The sequence below is a fragment of the Ensifer sp. EB106-03-01-XG145 genome, assembly GCF_058792075.1.
This window is the reverse complement of record NZ_JBYTEC010000011.1, coordinates 10,850-31,920: the sequence shown is the minus strand read 5'-3', so window position 1 is coordinate 31,920 and position 21,071 is coordinate 10,850. Positions and strand designations below refer to the sequence as shown.

Genomic DNA, 21,071 nt, shown 5'->3' with positions numbered 1-21,071 from the left:
CGATTTCTTACGAAGTGCGAGGCATGGCCGCCGCTAAGCATCAGCCATGCGTGCATAACGGCTTGGCGGCTGCCCAACATGACGGCTGAAGGCTGTGCTGAAGGTACTGGCTGAACTGTAGCCGACACGTTCGGCGACGGAGGCGAGATCGACGTCGCGTTGCCGCAGCAGATCCTTGGCGAGCGCCATGCGCCAGACGAGCAGATATTCCATCGGCGGCACGCCAACAGCGCGGGTGAAGCGCTCGAAGAACACGGAGCGGGAGAGTGCCGCCTCGCTCGCGAGTTCCGCCACCGTCCAGGCATGGGCCGGATCGGCGTGGATCTGCCGAATGGCCGCCGCCAGCCGCGGGTCACCCAGGCCGCGCAACAGGCCGGGCGTTGCGCTTTCGCCTTGAATAGACCGAAGGGCCTCGATCAGCATGACTTCCACAAGCCGTGCCAGCACCAGGTCCCGGCCTGGTCGTTCGTCACGCGCCTCTTCGCCCACCAGACACACGAGTGTCGAAAGTCGCTCGATCCCGCGCAGATGCATCAATGTCGGCAGCAGCGAAACAAGCAGTCCGGCATCGGGCGAATCGAGGACGAAATAGCCGCCGAGCAGGCGCACGTCCGGTTCGCCGTGTTGCCTGCCGTGGCGAACCTCGCCGGTCGGCGCCGGCATCCCCTTGGGGTCGATGAAGGTCGGCTGAACCGGATCGAACCCCGAAAGGGTGAAACCCGGTGTTGCCGGCAGCAGCACGAAATCTCCGGCCTCCAATGTGACCGGTACCTCGCCATCGACAGCCAGGCGGCAAGCCCCCTCGATGACGGTGCAGAAGCTCGGCTGCCCGAAATCGGCATAGCGCACGGCCCAGCGGCCGGCGCCGCTGATACCCTTGGTGAAGACCGTGCGCGGACGAAGAAGCTGAATGAGTTGCGAGAGTGGATCGACCATGTCAGGACGATAGCAAATGAAATCAGGACTTCAAGCCGTAGAGCGTCCAGAGCGGAGGCGATATCTCTTCTCCATCGAAACAACTGACAGGAAATCGCGATGAATACCGTACTGATTACCGGCTGCTCTTCCGGTTACGGGCTGGAGACGGCGCGGCGCTTTCATGTCGAGGGCTGGAACGTGATCGCCACGATGCGCCGACCGCAGCGAGACATTCTGCCGAACTCCGACCGGTTGCGTGTCTTGGCTCTTGATGTCACCGATCGCGACAGCATCGCGGCTGCGATTGAGGAAGCCGGCCCGATCGATGTGCTTGTTAACAACGCCGGTATCGGCGTGGTTGGCGCCTTCGAGGCGACTCCGATGTCCCATATCCGCAAGGTTTTCGACACCAATACCTTCGGTGTGATGGCCATGACCCAAGCGGTGATACCGCAGTTCCGTGCCCGCCAGTCGGGCGTCGTGGTCAACGTTACGTCCACTGTGACGCTTGCTTCCATGCCGCTCGCCGCAGCCTATACCGCCAGCAAGTCGGCGATCCAGGGCTTCACCGGCTCGCTCGCTCACGAACTGGAAGCTTTCAACGTCAGGGTTAAGCTGGTCGAGCCCGGCTACGCGCCGACCACCCGCTTCGCCCGCAACACCACTATGCGCGTCGAGGACCTGATCCCGGCGGCCTATGCGGATTTTGCCGCACCCATCTTCGCGCAGTTTGCCGCCCCACCCTTGGTCACGACCGAGACCGATGTGGCGGAGGCCGTTTGGCAGGCGGCGAACGATCTGTCCGGCCAGCTCCATTTCCCGGCTGGCGCCGACGCCGTGGCGCTTGCCAAGGCGAGCTGATCTCGCCTTGCGATACGGGACCGCGACAGCACGCGGCCCGTGCAGGCGCTAAGCGATTAGTCGGAGACGCGCGTCTGTCTCCGTCTGGTTGCGTACGCCGGATGTCGTGCGGAAGCGCTCGACGAGATCGAAGAGGCCGGATGCCTGGCTTGAGAGCCGAAGAGTCATGGCGGTGCTGTCTTCAACCATCGCATTGTTCTGCTGCGTCACGGCGTCCAGCGACAGCATGGTCTGGTTGATGTGCTGCAGGTCGCTCGCCTGGTCGCGCGCGTCGCCGGCAATCTGCTGTGTCTGCTCGTTGATGGCATGGATCTGGCCGGAGATCTCGTCGAGCGCATCGCCTGCCGCCCGCACCAGCGAAACGCCCTTCGTCACTTCCTCTGCCGACGTGGTGATAATCGCCTTGATTTCCCGGGCGGCGAGGGCGGATTTCTGTGCCAGCTCCCGCACTTCATGCGCGACGACCGCAAAGCCCTTGCCCGCTTCGCCGGCACGGGCCGCTTCGACCCCCGCATTCAGGGCCAGCAGGTTGGTCTGGAACGCGATGTCGTTGATGGTGCCGATGATCTGGGAAATGGCGACCGACCCTTTCTCGATCTGGGCTATGGCGCCGACGGCGTTCATGACCACCTGACCGGAGCGGTCGGAGCTCGCCTTGGCGGCGGCGGCGATCGTCGTCGCCGATGAGGCGTGTTCGGCAGTGCGCCCGATGGTGGCGGTAATTGCGCTCAGGGCCGCAGTTGCTTCTTCCAAGGTTGCTGCCTGATGCTCGGTGCGTTTGGCGAGTTGGCCGATGGCGTCGCGCATCTCGCCGGTCTCGCCGTCGATTTCAGCGCTTCTCGCCTTCACGTCGCCAAGCGTGACGGCAAGGCTTTCGAGCGACAGATTGAAGTCCGAGCGCAGACGGTCGAAACCGGCGCCGAAGGGCCGGTCGATGCGTGCGGTCAGGTCGCCTTGCGACAACCGTTCGAGCCCCGACGCCAGCATCTCTACGGCCTCGTTGATCTGGCGCGCCACCTCGGACTGGGTCATCTCTCGGACTTGTCGTTCCTCTTCGATCATGGTCCGCGTTTCCGTCGTCTCGGTTTCAAGGCGGGCGCGATCGAGAAGCGCGTCGCGGAAGACGAGGACGGAACGGGCCATGTCACCGATCTCGTCCTTGCGGTTCCGGCCGACGCCGCCGATCGTCGTGTCGCCCTCGGCGAGTTGGCTCATGTCCTGAACGAGGCCGGTGATCGGGCGCGTCAGCCGGCGTGAATACCAGATGGAAATTGCCAGCGCTGCCGCGAGGACGGCCAGAGCCGTCGCGAGCGTCCAGTTGCGCAAGGCGGTGACGGCGGCAAAGGCTTCCCGTGACGTCATGACCGCGGCCATGGTCCAGCGAGTGCCGAAAGCATCGAGGCTTGTGGCAGCCATCTGCGCTTCCTTGCCGCGGAAATCGGCGAGCCTGCTGCTGACGATGACATCTTCCGCCGGCTGGTCCGGCGAGACCCGGGCCTTGAGGATATCGTTGTCGGGTGTGGTAGCGCTGTCAGTGAGGAAAAATCCGTTGCCGTCGAGAAGGATCGTTTCGCCAGTCTCGCCAAGGCCCGTGCGGTTGCCGACGATCTCTCCGATGCGCGCGTCCGGCATCTCCAGGATCAAGGTACCGATCTTGCCGTCGATCGATTCCAGCGGGATGGCGATGAACGCCGCGGGGCTGCCGCCGAGCGGTGCATAGGCCTCGTAGGACGCAAAGGCCAGTTTGCTCTTGTCTGTTCCCTCGGCGGTTTCGCGGAAGATGCGGCCGAGCCCCGTGTCCTTCCAGGAGCCGTCCTTGAGACTGACGGCAAAGTTGCCCTTCTTGTTGAGGGAGTAGACAACGTCACCGCTGAGATTGGCGAGCAGCACGTCGCGATAACCGTGGGCTTCCGCGAAACGGCGGAAAAACGGGTGAAAGCGCGCATGCAGCGCGTCGTAGTCGTCGACGCCAGCGGTGCTGTAGAGTGCGCGCTTGTCTTCGGGATTGGGGTTTTCCGTCAGGTAGCGGCGCTGCAATTCGCTCTCGGTCTTGTCGCCGAACTTGGCAGCAGCGCCATTCAGATCGCTGAGCGCCTTGGCGACGGATTTCTGCGCTTGCAGATTGCGCAGGTCGTTTTCCACGGTGGTGAGATAGTGGCGAAGCTCGTTGCGGCGGGCATCGGCGAGCGCCTCCAGCTTCTCGATCGCCGCGCGGGACGACAGGTCGCCGCTGACGGTCAGGCTGGCAAGACTGGTGGCAGCGATAGAGAAGGCAGCCAGAGCCGCCGCTGCGAGGGGTAGCTTCGCGGACAAACGCATAACAATCACCGGGCTTGAAGGAGAGGAGGCCATGCCAAAGGGCTGGTCGCGACGCCTCATGCGCCCGGCGGGAGAGCTCCCGCGCGGAGAGTTATACGGTCGCATGTTACAGTTTGATGACGTCCGGATGACGAGGCGAAAGTTTAGCCGTGACTTATCTCGGCAGGGTGCCGGTCAGAAAGACCTCCGCGCAGCTCTCAGCGCGCGCCATGATCGTCGCTTCGTCAATGCTGCCGATGCGGCCCATCATGACGGCGCGTTGCGGCTCCATCGCCATCATGCCGCGCAGCATACCCGCCGCCAGATACGGATCCTCGATCACGAGGCGACCGAGAGCTGCTTGCGCCCTGAGCCAGCGCTCCAGCGTTGCGTTTGTCCGCTCGATTGCCTGTTCCCAGAAGGTGGCGGCGATCTCCGGAAAGCGCTCCGCCTCGGCGAGTACCAGACGTATGATGGCGATCGTGTCTGCCGCCAGGACGAGGTGCCCATAGGCGGCAAGCAACTGCACGAGACCGGTCTTCACGCTCACGGCGTCGAGATGCTCTTCGTCGGCTTCGAGCGCGAACTCAGAGATCCTGAGGGCGATGACACGTTCGAAGAGATCGGCCTTGGTGGGAAAGAGGCGATAGAGCGTCTTGGTGGAGACGCCGGAATTCTGGGCGATGACGTTGATGTTGGCGGTCTCATAACCGAGGTCGCAGAATTGCCTTTCGGCGGCAAGGATGATCACCTTGCGGGTCTCGTCGTCGGATCGGACCTGGGGTCGGCCGCGGGAACGCGGCGATTTCTTCTTTTCGACCATGGCGACTTTCCAAATTCCTTGGCGATTTTTAGTCGTTGCCAGATGGGAAAGCAAATGTTTTCCGAAGCAGGCGTGTGCATAGCCGCACAGTTCCCTGTCTTTGGCGGATATTGCGACCTCTGCGAACACGCCGTAGCTTTGCGATATGGCGACGTCGAAGCTCACGGCCTACCGCGCGAAGCGGGATTTTTCCAGGACGCCGGAGCCTGCCGGGAGAGCCGGCGGGGAGGGCAATCGTTTTGTCGTGCACAAGCACCACGCCACGGCCGATCACTATGATCTCAGGCTCCAGGTCGGTGATGTGCTGAAAAGCTGGGCGGTCCCCAGGGGGCCGTCACTCAATCCCGCCGACAAGCGTCTGGCGGTCGAGACCGAAGATCATCCGCTCGACTATATCGACTTCGAGGGCGTCATTCCGGAAGGCGAGTATGGCGGTGGGCCGATGATCGTCTGGGATACCGGCGTCTGGGCGCCGATGGACGATATCGACAAGAGCCTCAGGACCGGCGCCTTCAAGTTCCGTCTGGCCGGCGAAAAGCTCAATGGCGGCTGGATGCTGACGCGGCTGAAACCGAAGCAGGGTGAGGAAGACCAACGTAACTGGCTGCTTTTCAAGGAACATGACCTTGCAGCCGAAGCTGATGTCGACATCCTGACGTCGCGTCCCGAAAGCGTGAAAAGCGGCAGGCGGATCGAGGAACTGGTCGAGCCGCCGAAGAGGCCGGCAAAGCGGGTCGTTCTCAAACCCGGCGCGCTGCCGGCTGCGGTGAAGGGCCCGAAGCCGCAGCGGATCGAGCCGCAACTTGCCAGCCCAACACCGAAGCCCCCGGGCCGCCCGCCGGACAGGCAAGTCTGGCTGCATGAAATCAAGTTCGATGGCTACCGGACGATGGCAGATGTCTCGGATGGCAACATCAGGCTGATCACTCGCAGCGGGCTGGACTGGACGAAGCGCTACGGCGACCTTCCCGATGCCTTCCGGAAACTGCCCTGCCGCGAGGCGATCATCGACGGCGAGATCGTCGTACTAGATGACAAGGGCATCAGCCGCTTCGCGCTCTTGCAGGACGCGCTTTCGACCGGTGTCGACAGCAAGCTCGTCTTCTATGCTTTCGATATCCTCCATCTCGACGGGTGGAACCTGACCGAGGTTCCGTTGGAAAGGCGCAAGGCGCTGCTGGCGCAATTGCTCGAGGGGCAGGTTTCCAGTCGTTCGGCCATCCAGTTCAGCGACCATGTCGAAGGCGATGGGCATGGGCTTTACGACCAAGCCTCGGAACTGGGGCTGGAGGGGATCGTTTCGAAGCGTGCCTCGGCACCCTATCGGAGTGGTCGCACGCAGACCTGGACCAAGACGAAGGCGCTCCAGTTCGGTGATTTCGTGATCGCCGGATACACAACTTGCGAGGCGGCCGAAGGCCTTGCTTCTCTCGCTCTCGGTGAGTGGGAGGAGGGCGAGCTGCACTATCGCGGCAAGGTCGGAACCGGTTTCGATGCGGCGACGGCCAAGCAGTTGCTGACCCGGCTGGAGGTATTGCGCGGCGACGCGGCGACGCTGGAGGGCGCGCCGAAGGAAATCACCTGGGTTCGGCCGGTGCTGAGCGCCCGCATCCATTATTCCAACCGCACGACCGACAATGTCCTGCGCCATGCGGTGTTCAAGGGGCTTCGCGATGTCGAGCTTTCCGCACCGGCGCGTGCAACGCGCAAGCGGCTGATCACGGATGCCGATCTCGCAAGCATCCAGGTCACCAATGCGGACCGTCGGGTGTTCGGCAAGTCCGGGCCGACCAAGCTCGACATTGCCGTCTACTACGCACTCGTCGGTGACTTCATGCTGCCTCATATCCTCGGTCGGCCAGTGTCGCTCTTCCGCTGCCCGACGGGAAAGCGTGCAGACTGCTTCTTTCAGCGTCATCCCTTTACCGGCATGCCGCCCTCGATCATCAGCTTCAACTCGACCAACTCCGAGGGCGAAACCAATTCCTTCCTCTCGATCGAAGGCACGAAGGGCTATCTGGCGCTCGCTCAGTTCGGTGTAATCGAGCTTCATAGCTGGGGCACGAAGCGTGAGCGGCTGGAAAAACCCGACCGCATCGTCTTCGATCTCGATCCCGGCCAGGGCATCGCCTGGCGCGATGTGGTCGAGGCAGCCGTCCATATCCGCGGTGAGCTGGAAGCGCTCGGCCTCGTTCCCTTCGTCAAGACATCAGGCGGCAGCGGCATCCATGTGGTCGTGCCGGTGACGCCGAAACTCGACTGGAAGAAGACGCACCAGGCGACGAGCGCGATCGCGACACGGCTGGCGGCAAGCGCACCGCAGACCTTCACCACCACGATGGGCAAGGAGAACCGCATCAAGCGGATCTTCATCGATTTCCATCGCAATGCCCGCAGCCATACGGCGGCGGCGCCCTATTCGCTGCGTGCACGCACAAATCTGCCCGCCTCGACGCCGCTCAACTGGGCGGATCTGGAGACTATCGACGCTCCGGAGGATTTGAATTATTCTTCGCTGCCTGGACTTCTGGATACTTTCGGCGATCCCTGGGCGGATATCGACGACTTTGCCAAGGATTTGCCGCTTCTGTCCGAAACGAGGACGTAATGCGTTTGGCCGCGTAGGAGACAATCATGGCGCCCAGGGCAAGTTGGAAAGGTTACCTTAAACTCAGTCTCGTCAGTTGCCCCGTGAGGCTCTATCCGGCGACCAGCTCGAGCGAACGCATCAGCTTCAATCAGCTTCACAAGGACACCCACAACCGGATCAACATGAAACCGGTCGACCCGGAACTCGGCCTCGTCGAGCGCTCGGACCTGGTCAAGGGTTACGAATACGAAGACAAAAAATACATCATCATCGAGGACGCCGACCTCGAAAGTGTCAGGATCGAGTCCAACCACACCATGAACATCGAGGCCTTCGTCGATGAAGGGTCAGTCGATGTGATCTACCAGGATGCGCCCTATTATCTGGCGCCCGATGGCGCGATGGCCGAGGAAACCTTCGTTGTCCTGCGCGAGGCGTTGAAGAAGAGCGGCAAGCTGGCGATCGCGCGGCTGGTTCTTTCGAGCCGCGAGCGGGTGGTGACGATCGGTTCACGCGAAACCGGTATGTTCGTGTGTACTCTGAGAAATCCGAGCGAAGTGCGCGGAACCGCAGAGTATTTTGGCAACATCCCTGTCGGTCATCCAGATCCGGAAATGCTGCAGCTTGCCGAAGCGCTGATCCAGCAGAAGATGACGGTCTTCGATCCGAAGAACTACGAGGACCGCTACGAGATCGCGCTGATGAAGATGATCCGAGAGAAGCTTAAAGGTCATAAGCCGATCATTGCCGCCGCGCCGGAACGCGGTAACGTCATCAATCTCATGGATGCCCTGAAGGCGAGCCTGTCGCAGTCGAAGCCACCGGCAAAGAGCAAGTCCAAGGCCGAGCCGGCGGCGAAGGAAACGGCCAAGGCGGCAACCCCGGCTGCGGCCAAGCGGACGGCGGCAAAACCGACCGCGAAGAAGAAAGCCTGATGGCGGTTGCAGGCCAGACATTCGGTATCGTTGGGGGCCTCTCGGCATTCCCGCGGCGGCTTGTGGCGCGGGAAGTGGAGCGACAGTTCGGCCATTTGCGGCGCGGCGTTACGCGTCAGACTACGTATCTGGTGTTCGGCCGGAACCTGCTGGCGAAGTCGAGCGAGGCGGAGATCGAAGCCCGCTTCGATGCGGAACATGCGGCGGGGCGATGGCTCGTCAGCGAGAACGGCTTCCTCCGGCTTCTCGGGCTCTTGCCGGTGCCGGTGGCCTCCGCGCTCACACGTCAGTCTCTGATCGATCAGGCCAAGCTTTCTCCGCGGACCTTCGATCTCCTATCCCTGTTCGATGCTTTCGAGCATGACAGCGAGCCGTATTCGTTCCGTGACCTCATCCTCGCCAGAAAGTATGCGGAACTGATTGGAAGCGGCGCGAATTGGAGCGCCATCGCCCGATCCGTTCATCGTTCAGGACAGGTCGCTTCGTTGACGGCGCTTTCGCTGCATAGTGGCGGTCCCGATGCGATCTACGCCCGGAGTGCCGAGGGGCTGAGCGAGCTCAATGGGCAATTGCTCTTCGATCTCGGCACGCCCGATGATGCCGCTTTGGAAGACCTCTTCGACTTGGCCGAGGAGGCGGAGGCGAATGGAGACTACGAGGAGGCGGCCGCCTTCTATCAGCGCTATCTCGCCATGGACCGGACGGATTCGGTTGCCGCTTTCAACCGTGCCAATTGCCTGAAGGCTGCGGGACGGGAGCTGGATGCGGCGCATGAGTACGCCCGCGCCATCAAACTCGATCCATCCTTCGTCGAGGCTTGGTTCAACCTCGCCGGGCTGATGAGTGAACGGGGACGGATCGACGCTGCCCGCAGGCACCTCAGGAAAGCAATCGAGCTCGACGGCGACTATGCCGACGCCGTCTTCAATCTCGCGAAACTCGAATTCGATGCCGGCGATCTCGGGGAGGCACGCCGCTGGTGGAGCCGCTATCTCGAACTCGATAGCGATAGCGAATGGGCGCGAACGGCGGAACGCGGCGTGCAATATGTCGATCTGCAAGGCCGTCCAAGGACAGCGGGCTGATATGGGCGACAAATTCCTTTTCGACGGACCTGATGATGCAGCCGGCACCATCCTTCTTGCCCATGGCGCCGGCGCGCCGATGGATTCCGCCTCGATGACCGCGACCGCCAAGGCGCTTGCCGCCGCCGGCTTCCGCGTCGCCCGCTTCGAGTTCGGCTACATGGCGGCGCGGCGGACGTCGGACGGGCGCAAGCCTCCGCCGCGCGCGGAAACGCTCAATCCGGAATATGTCGCCGCCATCGAAGCGCTTGATGCGAAGGGGCCGCTCATCATCGGCGGCAAGTCGATGGGTGGGCGAGTTGCGAGCATGGTCGCCGACCAGCTCCACGCGGCCGGCAAGATCACCGGATTGCTCTGCCTCGGCTATCCCTTCCACCCGCCGGGCAAGCCCGAGCAGTTGCGCACCAAACATTTGGCTGGGCAGAAGACGCCAACCCTGATTTGCCAGGGAACCCGTGACGAGTTCGGCACGCGCGAGGAGGTTCCGGGCTATACGCTTTCCGACGCGATCGAAGTCCTGTGGCTCGAGGACGGCGACCATGACCTGAAGCCGCGCAAGAGCCTTTCCGGCTTTTCGACGGCCGATCATCTGAGGACCGTGGCCGATGCGGTGGCGGCCTGGGCCGCCCGACTGACGCGCTGATCTGTTTGCCGGGATGAAGATCGTCACCTTCAACATCAACGGCATCAACAAGCGGCTCGAAAACCTGATCGCCTGGCTCGGCGAAACCAAGCCTGACATCGTCTGCCTGCAGGAATTGAAAGCGACCGACCGGCAGTTTCCGCGATCGGCGATCGAGGCGGCCGGCTATGGCGCCGTCTGGCAGGGACAATCCGCCTGGAACGGCGTGGCGATCCTCGCTCGCGACAGCGCGCCGGTCCTGACCCGCGTCGGGCTCGACGGCGACCCTTCGGATGACCAGGCTCGCTACATCGAGGCTGCCGTCAGCGGCGTCCTGGTCGCCTGCCTCTATGCGCCCAACGGCAACCCGCAGCCCGGCCCCAAGTTCGCCTATAAGCTCGCGTGGCATGAGCGCCTGGCCAAGCACGCCGCCGAGCTGTTCGCCCTCGATCTGCCTGTTGTGCTTGCCGGCGACTACAACATCGTGCCGGAGCCGCGCGACGTCTACCCGACAAGCTCCTACGACGACAACGCGCTGGTGCAGCCGGAAAGCCGTGCGGCGTTCCGTACGCTCCTCGACCACGGCTGGCTCGATGCGCTGCGCAAGGTCCATCCGAAGGAACAGCTCTTCACATTCTGGGACTATCGCCGGAACCGGTGGCAGCGCGATGCCGGGCTCCGGCTCGATCATATGCTGCTCAGCCGCAAGCTGTCCCGCAAGCTCGTTGGTGCCGGCATCGATCGCGAGGTTCGCGGCATGGAGGGCGCGAGCGACCACGCGCCGGTTTGGATCACGTTGCGCGATTGAGCTGGCGATATTGCGGGAACGAAGCTGCCGCATCGTCCGCGGCTATTCGCAGCCCTCATCCGGATTACACCCGGTCCGGCAGGTGGATGGATGCGGTGCCCGCGAACGTCCAAGGTAACCAACACGAAGAACCGCATGAAAATCAGCGCACGCAATCGCCCCAAGGGCAAGTTCGTCGAAGTGATCAAGGGCGCTACCACCGCCCACGTTCGTATCGACGTCGGCGGCTCGATCGTGACCGCAGCGATCACCAACGAGTTCGTTGACGAACTAGGATTGAAGTTCGGCGGCGAGGCGGATCTTTCGTCGCGCCCATCCAGATCGTCATTGGATCACGCCTTCTGGCAATGATGTGGGCCGCGGTTGCCGGTCTCGAAATCACCGCGCTGAGGCGGCGCAATCGGCTTGAACAGGGTCCGGTCCGGCTTGAGGTCAATGAGCGGTGTGCCGTCGAGGCAATCGAGGCCGCGCACGAGCAGCGTTGGGCCTTCCACAGCTTCAAGCTTGACGATCGACGTGTCGATCGGATTGGGGCGCACGGGCGAGCGCAGTGAAAAGGTGCCGTGCACCGCTATCTGACAATCGAGGCCGGGACCGTCCCGGCCTCTTTTGCTTTGGTCCATCTCACCGGGTCGAGCGAGCATCTGGCCGCGATCGTGTGTCGCGACGTGCCGCCGCCCCGCAAACGCCGCGGCGGTTGCACTGAGATACAAATCTCCGCAGATCGGAAACATCCGCGATACGTCGCGATGGTCCTCTGCCGCTCATGTCAAGTGATCACTGCCTCGGGGCATTGATCCAGTGCGGAGAGACGATGATGCTCCTCTTTGTTGTAGCCTATCTTGCAGGCGTCCTGACGATCGTCAGTCCCTGTATCCTGCCGGTCCTGCCATTCGTGTTTGCCCGCGCCGGCCAGCCCTTTTCCACCAGCATACTTCCGATGCTGCTCGCCAAGATCGTGACCTTTGCGGGCATCGCCTCGCTTGCCGCGCTCGGCGGCAACTGGGCGGTCCAGGCGAACGCGTTCGGCCGCTACGCCGCGATTGCACTGCTGGCGGTATTCGGCGTAACACTGCTCTCAACGCGTGCCGCAACTATCGTGACTGGCCCGCTCGTGGCGCTGGGAAACCGGCTGTCGAGAAAGGCTGCGACCGGGGAGAAGGGCGGCGTCGGCGGCGCCATCCTGCTCGGTGTTGCGACCGGATTGCTCTGGGCACCCTGCGCCGGACCGGTGCTCGGCCTGGTGTTGACCGGCGCGGCGCTGAACGGCGCGAATGTGCAGACGACGCTGCTGCTTGTTGCTTATGCCGCAGGTGCCGCGACCTCGCTGGCGCTCGCTGTCCTTGCCGGCGCACGCGTGTTCGCGGCGATGAAACGCTTCCTCGGCATTGGCGACCGCATCCGCCAAGGTCTCGGCGTTGCGGTGCTGGCCGGCGTTGCAGCTATCGCCCTTGGGCTGGACACCGGCCTGCTGGCGCAACTTTCCTATGCGAGCACTTCGGGCTTCGAACAGTCGATCCTCGATCGCCTGCGCGGCAATGCGGCGCCTGCCGACGTCACCAGCACCCGCATGACGCTTGCCGCTAAGGATACGAGACAGGCGGCCTATCGCAGCGACCTCCCGGTCGAAGGTCCGTTCCCGTCGCTCGACGGCGCCGTTCAGTGGCTGAATTCCAAGCCGTTGACCCCGGCCGAGCTTCGCGGCAAGGTCGTCCTTGTCGACTTCTGGACCTACTCCTGCATCAACTGCATCCGCACCATCCCCTATGTGCGGGCCTGGGCCGAGAAGTACCGGGATCAGGGCCTGGTCGTCATTGGTGTTCACGCGCCGGAATTTGCCTTTGAAAAGCAGATCGGCAACGTCGAAAAGGCGGTGCGTGACTTCAAGATCACCTATCCGGTGGCCATCGACAACGACTTCGCCATCTGGCGCGCTTTCTCCAACAGCTACTGGCCGGCCCACTACTTCATCGATGCCGAAGGGCAGATCCGCTACACGCACTTCGGCGAGGGCGACTATGAAGGTTCCGAGCGGGTGATCCAGGATCTGCTGGCGGAGGCCGCGGGAAAGCGGAAGGCCGAAAACAACTTCGTCAAACCGGATGCAAAGGGAGCCGAAGCCTCGCCCGACCTCTCCCGGCTTGGATCCGGCGAGACTTACCTCGGGTATGAGCGGGCCTCGAATTTCGTGTCTCCGGAGGGCGTCTCCGCAGACAGCGCCAAGCGCTATACGGTCGATAGTCCGGGTCTCAACGAGTGGGGCCTTACCGGCAACTGGACAGTCGGGGCAGAGCAGGCCCGTGTCAACGAAGCGGGCGGCGGTATCACCTACCGGTTCCGCGCTCGCGATCTGCATCTGGTGCTTGGGCCTGGCGCCGGCGGCAGGCCGATCCCGTTTCAGGTGACGGTGGATGGTGCAGCGCCCGCAGCTGACCGTGGCTCGGATATCGACGCGTCCGGCAGGGGGACCGTCACGGAGACCCGCCTCTATCAGCTCGTGCGCCAGTCAGGCGCGGCGCGGGAACGGACCTTCGAGATCCGCTTTCTCGAGCCCGGCGCGGAAGCCTTCGTTTTCACTTTTGGATGAGAGTTCAGAGATGGTCTACAAACAGCAGCAGCATAGGCGCCGCATGCCCGCCCTTTCCCGACGTGTGCTCGTCGCGCTGGCAATGGTTGGCGGCGGGCTGACGTTCGCCTTCGACGAACAAACGGCGGCGCAGCAGGCCAAACCCATTCCCAAGGCGCTCCATGACGTCGCTTCAACGAGGACAAGGCAGACGGCAGTGCTCGCAGGCGGTTGCTTCTGGGGTGTGCAAGCCGTGTTTCAGCATGTGGCCGGCGTCACCGGCGTCAGGTCCGGTTATTCCGGCGGCAGTGCGGAGATGGCGACCTACGAACAGACGGAAACCGGCACCACCGGCCACGCCGAAGCGGTGGAGATTACCTTTGATCCCAAGACGATCAGTTATGGGCAGCTTCTCGAGATCTATTTCTCGGTTGCGCACGATCCGACGCAGCTTGGCGGACAGGGGCCGGACAGCGGCCCGCAGTATCGATCGGCGATCTTCCCGCGCAATGAAGCGCAGGCGAAGGTCGCTTCCGACTACATCGCGCAACTGAACGCGGCGGACGTCTTTGCCCGGCCGCTTGTGACGACCGTCGAACCCGGCAAGGCTTTCTATCAAGCGGAGGCCTATCACCAGGATTACGTCTACAACAATCCAGGCCAGCCCTATGTGGTCCTCTACGAGCAACCGAAGATAGAAGCGCTGCACCGCCTGTTCCCGAGCCTCTATCGCGAGAAGCCGGTGCTTGTCGCTGACAGCGCGTCGTAGCCGATCATGAGCTTGTGTGGATCGCGAGCACGACCAGACCCGTGACGTTTCGAACGGATCTTGCAAGGGGTCGGGCCAAGTCGGCCTTCTACACACGGATACAGTTTTGCGGCCGCCCGCACACATCCGCGATACGCCCAAAGGACACTCTGGCGGTGAGCAAGGCTTGGGCCCGTGGTGACGGGACGCGTCGCTGCCGCCATGATCAACGGAAGGAGCCATCATGCGCATTTTCGCAACAGCTTTCGCCATAGTCGTCCTCGCGGCGGCGCCATGCGCCTGGGACAGCGGCCCGGGAGAGCCCTCGCTTCTTGCCGCGCTCGTCGCCAATCCGGCGTCCGCAACGGCCGCGGCGCGGCCGCAGCCGGCGGCGATTGAGGACGGAGGGTTGCTACCGGAGGCTCCGCACGAGGAGCTTGCCAGCCCGTTCTTCGATTGATCACCGCACCGCGAAAGCTGGCGGCGCGAACGTTTGAAGCCAATCAAGGCGGATTCTCGCGGCGAAGCCGATGGGAGCGTGAAGGTTCTGGAGCGGGTCGACGCTGTGCCGGCCCCGTCCTCTTTGCCGATCTCCACGGCCCCGTTCGCTTTGAACGCCAGAGCATTTCGTATCGCTCTGCGGTCGCGCACGGCCGTTCAAACATTGAGATACACAGACGCCGCTCCAGAACACATCTCCGATACACCGCCCACGCATGGTCACGGCGAAGTTTGGTTCTCATCCCTCCGACACGGCGTTGCAGTCGGTGAAGGTGGGTGTGGCCTAAAACGTCGGAATTACGACATTTGAGCCACTGGCGTTTCGTCTTACTATCGAGGCTCCAACCAAGGCAAAGGAGCTTGAAATGAGCAGGAATTCCAAAGGTACGGCACTTATCACCGGCGCGTCCTCCGGTATCGGCGCGATTTATGCCGATCGTCTGGCGCGCCGCGGTTTCGATCTAATCCTCGTTGCCCGCAACCGTGAGCGCTTGAATGGGCTCGCCAGCCGGTTGGCAGATGAGACCGGGCGCGCCATCGAGGTCGTCGCTGCGGACCTCGGCATCAAGGACGATGTCAGGCGGGTCGAGAAGATCCTCCGGGACGACGCGAGCATCACGGTGCTGATCAACAATGCGGGTGTTGGTGCCACCGCACCGCTGCTCGCATCCGATGTCGACAAGATGGAGGAGATGATCACGCTCAACGTCAGCGCGCTGACGCGGCTGACCTATGCGGCCGCGCCCGGATTTGCCGCCCGCGGTGCCGGCACGATCATCAACATCGCCTCCATCGTCGGCGTTGCGCCTGAACTGCTGAACGGCGTCTACGGTGGCACGAAGGCCTTCGTTTTGGCATTCACCCTGTCGCTGCAGAAGGAACTTGCCGACAAAAACATCCGCATCCAGGCCGTGCTGCCGGGGGCGACGGCGACCGACTTCTGGGGCATTGCCGGCACGCCGCTCGAACATGTTCCAAGTGAGATCGTCATGCGGGCCGAAGACATGGTTGATGCCGCGCTTGCCGGTCTCGATCAGGGCGAAGTGATCACCATCCCGGCGCTGCCGGAGGCCGCTGATTGGGCGGCCTATGAGGCGGCCCGGCAAAAACTCATGCCGAACCTTTCCAGGAGCGCACCCGCCGCTCGCTACAACATCGGGGGATAGCCCCGATCTGCTCCGGGCTCCTCCCATCCCGGAATCGCTCGGCGATGCCTCTGGCATCGCCTCAACACTCGAACCAGGAGAATGATGATGTCCAGACGCTATTTGCCAACTGCCAAGAGCAGTCGCTTGGCCGCCTTCGCGCTGTCCGGAGCGATCGCGATCCTGCTTCCTCCGCTCGCCGCCCATGCCGCAGGTGCCTCCTCGGCGGGTGGTACTCAGATCGTTGTTGCCGCTAAGCCGGCGGCCGACGAGTCCATCCGTCCATTCCAGTTCCATGCCAGTGATGCGGCGCTTGCCGACCTCAAGCAGCGCATCGCGGCCACCAAGTGGCCGGACCGGGAACTGGTGAACGACGGCACCCAGGGCGTGCAGCTCGCCACCATGCAGAAGCTCGCCGACTATTGGGCGACCAAGTACGATTGGCGGAAGGTGGAGAAGAAGCTCAACGACCTGCCGCAGTTCGTCACCAACATCGACGGCGTCGACATCCATTTCATACACGTGCGGTCGAAGCACAAGAACGCGATGCCTCTCATCGTCACCCACGGCTGGCCCGGCTCGATCATCGAGCAACTGAAGATCATCGATCCTCTGACGAACCCGACAGCCCACGGCGGCTACGAGGCCGATGCCTTCGACATTGTCATTCCATCGCTCCCCGGCTACGGCTTCTCCGGCAAGCCCAATGAACGCGGTTGGGATCCGGTGCGCATCGCCCGGGCCTGGGCGGTGCTGATGCAACGTCTCGGCTACACCCGCTACGTCGCGCAGGGCGGCGACTGGGGGGACGCGGTTACGGAGCAGATGGGGTTGCAGCAGCCGACCGGCTTGCTCGGAATCCACACCAACATGCCGGCGACCGTTCCGGCCGAGATCCAGAAGAGCCTCGACGCCGGCGAACCGGCACCATCCAATCTCTCGGCCGACGAGCGCCGTGCCTATGACCAACTCGATTTCTTCTACAAGAACGGGCTCTCCTATGCGCAGGAGATGAGCAAGCGTCCGCAGACGCTCTATGCCATCGAGGACTCGCCGATCGGGCTCGCCAGCTGGATGCTGGACCATGACGCCCGCAGCTACGAACTGATCGCCCGCGTCTTCGATGGTCAGTCGGAGGGCCTGAGCCGTGATGACGTGCTCGACAACATCACGCTCTACTGGCTGACCAATACCGCCGTGTCGTCGGCGCGTCTCTACTGGGAGAACAAGCTCGCATTCTTCCAGCCGAAGGGCATTCAGATTCCCGTGGCCGTCAGCGCCTTCCCGGACGAACTCTATCAGGCGCCGAAGTCCTGGACGGAGAAGGCGTTCCCCAAGCTTATCCATTATAATCGGCTCGCCAAGGGCGGACACTTTGCGGCCTGGGAGCAGCCGGCAGCCCTGGTCGATGAATTGAGAGCTTCCTTCAAGTCACTGCGTCAACCGAGCTGACAGAAAGGGGCGCGCGAAAGCGCGCCCACCGTCGCAACAAAGGAGAAGTGTCATGACAGGTGCAGGTAGCGACAACAGAGCGCCATCGATCGATCTGAAGTTCGAGGTCGCCGTCATTCCGGTCTCGGACGTCGATCGCGCCAAGAATTTCTACGGCCGCCTTGGTTGGCGGCTCGACGCCGACTTTCCGGTCGGCGACACGTTTCGAGTCGTCCAGTTCACGCCGCCCGGCTCACCGGCGTCGATCCACTTCGGCACGGGGTTGACCCCGGCCACTCCCGGTTCGGCAAGCGGGCTCTATCTCGTCGTCTCGGATATCGTTGCCGCGCGTGCTGAGCTCGTCGAACGCGGCGCTGAAGTCAGCGACGTCTTCCACCGCGAAGGTCCCGGAAAGCCGCCGATCAGCGGCCGTGACCCCGGAGGCCGCAGCTACCGTTCCTACGCGACCTTCAGCGACCCCGATGGTAACGGCTGGCTGCTGCAGGAGGTGACCGAGCGTCTGCCCGGCCGCGTGGACGCGGATGTCACGGACTTCGCTTCGGTCGCCGATCTTGCGGCGGCACTGCGTCGTGCGGCAGCCGCGCACGGCGAGCACGAGAAGCGCAACGGCGGTCAACACGACCACAACTGGCCGGATTGGTATGCCGCGCACATGGTCGCGGAGCATGCCGGAAAACCGTTGCCCGAATGAAATAGAACCCATGACCGCCGCGTTCCCTTCATGGCGTAAATCTGCTATAAGCGATCATTCCGGACGGAGTGGTATGACGTGCACAGGATCGGCTACGTTGTCTTTCCGAGGTTTCAGCTCATGGGGTTCGCGGCGGTCACTGCCTTCGAGGTCGCCAATCTGACGCTCGGGGAACAGGCCTACGAGATCGAATTGCTTTCCGAGGCCGGCGGCGAGATCAAGTCGTCCGCTGGCTTCGGCGTGCTGACGAAGGCCTTCGACAACACCGCCTTTGATACCGTCATGTTCGGAGCGGGCACCGAGATCGAACCGGTAACACCCGGGCTGGTCGCCTTCGCGCGCCACGCGCTCAAGGCCTCACGGCGGGTGGCCGCCCCTTGCACCGGTGCCTTCATCCTGGCCGAGTCCGGACTGCTCGACGGGCGTCGCGCTACGACCCATTGGGTGTTTGCGCGTCAGCTGCGGGAGCGTTTCCCTGAGGTGCGGGTCGAGGAGGATCGCATCTTCATCGTCGACGGCAGCGTGTGGACCTCTGCGGGCATGACGGCCAGCATCGATCTGGCCCTGGCGATGATCGAGAAGGACCATGGCGAGGAGGTCGCCCGCCAGGTCGCCCGCAAGCTCGTCGTCTATCACCGGCGCGCCGGCGGCCAGTCGCAGTTTTCAGCCTTACTCGAGCTCGATCCGAAGTCGGACCGCATCCAGAAATCGGTCAACTATGCCAAGGCGAACCTGCGCAGCGTCTTGTCGGTCGAGGAGCTGGCGGACGCCGCCGGATTGAGCGCGCGGCAATTCAGCCGCGCCTTCCGCTCCGAGACCGGCCAATCGCCGGCCAAGGCCGTCGAGCATCTCCGCGTGGAAGCGGCGCGCCTGTTGATGGAGCAGGGACGACACTCCATGGACGTGATCGCGGAGGAGACCGGCTTTGCCGACAGCGATCGCATGCGCCGCGCGTTCCTACGCACGCTCGGGCAACCGCCACAGACGGTCCGGCGCAATGCCCGCGAAGGCATTGTCTGAACCTGACGGCACTGCGATTGGTCGCGCCTCAGGAGAATTGTATCGCCGTGTATCCCCGCTTGACGTTTCTACATGCGCTTTCAATAGGAGCCGCAGAGCACACGGCCGGGATACACCGGCACTCCATTTCTGATGTCAGTTCAGTTCACGGGAGGCAATCAATGTCGGACGAAATCAACCACCCACGCCGCCGTTTCATAGGCGCAATCGCGCTCTCGCTGGCCGCGACGCAATTCGCTTCAGCCGGAGCCGCCAGAGCGCAAGCGGGAAACAATGAGGCGCCGCGCGTGCCGGCAGTTACCCCCGGGACGAACAAATCCTTCGCAAACCTCAAGCAGATCGATGCCGGCGTCCTGAACGTCGGCTACGCCGAACTTGGCGCGAGCGAGGCGCCGGTCGTGATCCTCCTGCACGGCTGGCCCTATGACATCCACACCTATGTGGACGTGGCGCCGCTGCTGGCAGATGCCGGCTACCGCGTCATCGTTCCCTATCTGCGCGGCTACGGCACGACACGGTTTCTCTCCGTCGATACGCCTCGGAACGGCCAACAGGCGGTGATCGCCACGGACATCATTGCCCTGATGGACGCGCTCAAGATCGAAAAAGCGGTCATCGGCGGCTGCGACTGGGGTGCGCGAACCGCCAACATCATCGCCGCAACCTGGCCCGAGCGATGCAAGGCGATGGTCTCGGTCAGCGGCTACCTCATCGGCAGCCAGGAGGTGAACAGAAAGCCGCTGTCACCGCAGGCTGAGCTTGCCTGGTGGTACCAGTTCTACTTCGCCACCGAGCGTGGGTATGCCGGCTACAAGCAGAACAACAAGGAGTTCGCCCGGCTGATCTGGAAGCTTGCCTCGCCCAAGTGGGATTTCGACGATGCCACCTTCGATAAGAGTGCCGAGGCACTCGAAAACCCCGACCATGTCGACATCTCGATCCACAATTACCGCTGGCGCCTCAGCCTCGCCGAGGGCGAAGCGAAGTATGACGGTCTCGAAAAGCAACTCGCTGCGTTCCCGGCCATTACCGTTCCGACCATCACGCTCGAGGGCGATGCCAACGGCGCTCCGCATCCGGATCCATCGGCTTATGCCAAGCGCTTCTCCGGCAAGTACGAGCATCGGCTGATTACCGGCGGCATCGGCCACAACCTGCCGCAGGAGGCGCCGTCGGCCTTCGCCAAGGCGATCGTCGACGTCGACCGTTTCTAGTTCTTCTCCAGCAGATTGCGTGGAGGCGCGGGTTCCGGTTCGCCGGGCCCGCGTTTTCTTGTGCGCTGATTCTCGTTGGGCTGCTCGGGGAGGGGCCGCTCACGCCCGCGCACCGAGATGGCCGCCTTCGTATCAGCGTGTATCCGTTCCCGTACTTGGCAGACTTGCACACATTTCCGCTTCTCGGTGAAACATCCCATACACCTGCGAAGCGCCATCTGTGTCTCGACGGTCGCACAGGGCAATCGGGCCCGAAAAGAACACCTGTCGAAAGGAAGAACATGATGAGCGAAGCTGAAAAGGTACTCTACACCGGCAAGACCCACACGACCGGCGGCCGCGACGGCGCCTCCCGAAGCGACGACGGGCGTCTGGACGTCAAGCTCTCTTCACCCGGCGGTTCGCGGCCGGGCACGAACCCGGAGCAGCTCTTCGCCGCCGGCTGGTCGGCCTGCTTCATCGGCGCAATCGGACTGGCGGCTGGCCAGATGACGGTTGCACTCCCTGCAGACCTCGCCGTCGATACCGAGGTGGATCTGCGCAACCGCGACGGCGGTTACTTCCTGCAGGCTCGGCTCAATGTCAGCCTGCCTGGGGTCGACGCGGATGTGGCGCGTCAATTGGTGGATGCTGCGCACCAGACCTGCCCCTATTCCAAGGCGACGCGTGGCAACATCGATGTGACGATCAACCTCGTCTGACGGAGCTCCGATTGCCGGAGCATCCTGCAACATGACCCAACGGAAGCGGGGGGGGGGGGGGGGGGGGGGTTTTGGTTGGGGGGGTGGGTGTTT

Annotated in this window: 19 protein-coding genes and 1 pseudogene; 16 read left to right on the top strand and 4 right to left on the bottom strand. The window is 63.1% G+C overall.

Going from position 1 to position 21,071, the window contains the following annotated elements; all coding sequences use genetic code 11:
• Positions 1-33 precede the first annotated feature (33 nt).
• Positions 34-936, bottom strand: coding sequence for an AraC family transcriptional regulator (locus AC3WWH_RS23360; protein ID WP_058324937.1), 903 nt, complete (start codon positions 934-936; stop codon positions 34-36).
• A gap of 99 nt (positions 937-1,035) precedes the next feature.
• On the opposite strand from AC3WWH_RS23360, the gene AC3WWH_RS23355 reads away from it, so the two are divergent.
• Positions 1,036-1,779: an SDR family oxidoreductase gene (locus tag AC3WWH_RS23355; RefSeq protein ID WP_058324936.1), complete on the top strand. Its 744-nt coding sequence runs from the start codon at positions 1,036-1,038 to the stop codon at positions 1,777-1,779.
• Between the two features lie 48 nt (positions 1,780-1,827).
• On the opposite strand, the gene AC3WWH_RS23350 is transcribed toward AC3WWH_RS23355, so the two are convergent.
• Both AC3WWH_RS23350 and AC3WWH_RS23345 read right to left on the bottom strand, forming a co-directional pair.
• The gene (locus AC3WWH_RS23350) at positions 1,828-4,098 is read right to left on the bottom strand and encodes a methyl-accepting chemotaxis protein (RefSeq protein ID WP_058324935.1); all 2,271 of its coding nucleotides are present in this window, start codon (positions 4,096-4,098) and stop codon (positions 1,828-1,830) included.
• A 154-nt stretch (positions 4,099-4,252) separates the two neighbouring features.
• Entirely contained in the window at positions 4,253-4,900 is a 648-nt protein-coding gene (locus tag AC3WWH_RS23345; RefSeq protein WP_058324934.1) for a TetR/AcrR family transcriptional regulator, read from the bottom strand.
• 145 nt (positions 4,901-5,045) lie between these two features.
• Between AC3WWH_RS23345 and ligD the strand changes: the two genes are divergently transcribed.
• The 6 genes from ligD (at position 5,046) to AC3WWH_RS23315 (ending at position 11,291) form a co-directional block, all read left to right on the top strand.
• A complete protein-coding gene (gene ligD, locus AC3WWH_RS23340) occupies positions 5,046-7,508 on the top strand; it encodes a DNA ligase D (protein ID WP_058324933.1) in 2,463 nt (820 codons plus the stop codon).
• Between the two features lie 26 nt (positions 7,509-7,534).
• Positions 7,535-8,425: a non-homologous end joining protein Ku gene (ku, locus tag AC3WWH_RS23335; RefSeq protein WP_057248502.1), complete on the top strand. Its 891-nt coding sequence runs from the start codon at positions 7,535-7,537 to the stop codon at positions 8,423-8,425.
• Positions 8,425-9,510, top strand: coding sequence for a tetratricopeptide repeat protein (locus tag AC3WWH_RS23330; RefSeq protein ID WP_058324932.1), 1,086 nt, complete (start codon positions 8,425-8,427; stop codon positions 9,508-9,510). Before ku ends, AC3WWH_RS23330 begins: the two co-directional genes overlap by 1 nt.
• A 1-nt stretch (position 9,511) precedes the next feature.
• On the top strand, positions 9,512-10,153 hold the full coding sequence (locus AC3WWH_RS23325) for an alpha/beta hydrolase family protein (RefSeq protein ID WP_492377287.1): 642 nt from the start codon (positions 9,512-9,514) through the stop codon (positions 10,151-10,153).
• A 13-nt stretch (positions 10,154-10,166) separates the two neighbouring features.
• Positions 10,167-10,940: an exodeoxyribonuclease III gene (gene xth, locus AC3WWH_RS23320; protein ID WP_058324930.1), complete on the top strand. Its 774-nt coding sequence runs from the start codon at positions 10,167-10,169 to the stop codon at positions 10,938-10,940.
• Between the two features lie 135 nt (positions 10,941-11,075).
• Complete coding sequence (locus AC3WWH_RS23315; RefSeq protein WP_492377286.1) at positions 11,076-11,291, top strand: TOBE domain-containing protein; 216 nt, start codon at positions 11,076-11,078, stop codon at positions 11,289-11,291.
• Here the strand turns inward: AC3WWH_RS23315 and AC3WWH_RS23310 are convergent.
• A pseudogene (locus tag AC3WWH_RS23310) lies at positions 11,273-11,509 on the bottom strand (TrmO family methyltransferase domain-containing protein); the annotation flags it as partial. The gene AC3WWH_RS23315 and the pseudogene AC3WWH_RS23310 overlap by 19 nt on opposite strands.
• 248 nt (positions 11,510-11,757) lie before the next feature.
• Between AC3WWH_RS23310 and AC3WWH_RS23305 the strand changes: the two are divergent.
• The 9 genes from AC3WWH_RS23305 to AC3WWH_RS23265 all read left to right on the top strand — a co-directional run bounded on the left by AC3WWH_RS23305 (position 11,758) and on the right by AC3WWH_RS23265 (position 20,978).
• On the top strand, positions 11,758-13,527 hold the full coding sequence (locus AC3WWH_RS23305; protein WP_058325072.1) for a cytochrome c biogenesis protein DipZ: 1,770 nt from the start codon (positions 11,758-11,760) through the stop codon (positions 13,525-13,527).
• A gap of 10 nt (positions 13,528-13,537) precedes the next feature.
• The gene (msrA, locus tag AC3WWH_RS23300; RefSeq protein ID WP_058324928.1) at positions 13,538-14,275 is read left to right on the top strand and encodes a peptide-methionine (S)-S-oxide reductase MsrA; all 738 of its coding nucleotides are present in this window, start codon (positions 13,538-13,540) and stop codon (positions 14,273-14,275) included.
• A 223-nt stretch (positions 14,276-14,498) separates the two neighbouring features.
• Complete coding sequence (locus tag AC3WWH_RS23295; RefSeq protein WP_058324927.1) at positions 14,499-14,714, top strand: hypothetical protein; 216 nt, start codon at positions 14,499-14,501, stop codon at positions 14,712-14,714.
• A gap of 406 nt (positions 14,715-15,120) precedes the next feature.
• Positions 15,121-15,921 carry an SDR family NAD(P)-dependent oxidoreductase gene (locus AC3WWH_RS23290; RefSeq protein WP_058324926.1) on the top strand — a complete coding sequence of 267 codons (801 nt, stop codon included), beginning with the start codon at positions 15,121-15,123 and terminating at the stop codon, positions 15,919-15,921.
• A gap of 87 nt (positions 15,922-16,008) precedes the next feature.
• Positions 16,009-17,352 carry an epoxide hydrolase family protein gene (locus AC3WWH_RS23285; protein ID WP_113398796.1) on the top strand — a complete coding sequence of 448 codons (1,344 nt, stop codon included), beginning with the start codon at positions 16,009-16,011 and terminating at the stop codon, positions 17,350-17,352.
• Between the two features lie 52 nt (positions 17,353-17,404).
• Positions 17,405-18,043: a VOC family protein gene (locus AC3WWH_RS23280; protein WP_058324925.1), complete on the top strand. Its 639-nt coding sequence runs from the start codon at positions 17,405-17,407 to the stop codon at positions 18,041-18,043.
• A 78-nt stretch (positions 18,044-18,121) separates the two neighbouring features.
• Entirely contained in the window at positions 18,122-19,063 is a 942-nt protein-coding gene (locus AC3WWH_RS23275; RefSeq protein ID WP_058324924.1) for a GlxA family transcriptional regulator, read from the top strand.
• Positions 19,064-19,224: 161 nt separating this feature from the next.
• The gene (locus AC3WWH_RS23270; RefSeq protein WP_058324923.1) at positions 19,225-20,277 is read left to right on the top strand and encodes an alpha/beta fold hydrolase; all 1,053 of its coding nucleotides are present in this window, start codon (positions 19,225-19,227) and stop codon (positions 20,275-20,277) included.
• Positions 20,278-20,561: 284 nt separating this feature from the next.
• A complete protein-coding gene (locus AC3WWH_RS23265; protein WP_113398795.1) occupies positions 20,562-20,978 on the top strand; it encodes an organic hydroperoxide resistance protein in 417 nt (138 codons plus the stop codon).
• Positions 20,979-21,071 lie beyond the last annotated feature (93 nt).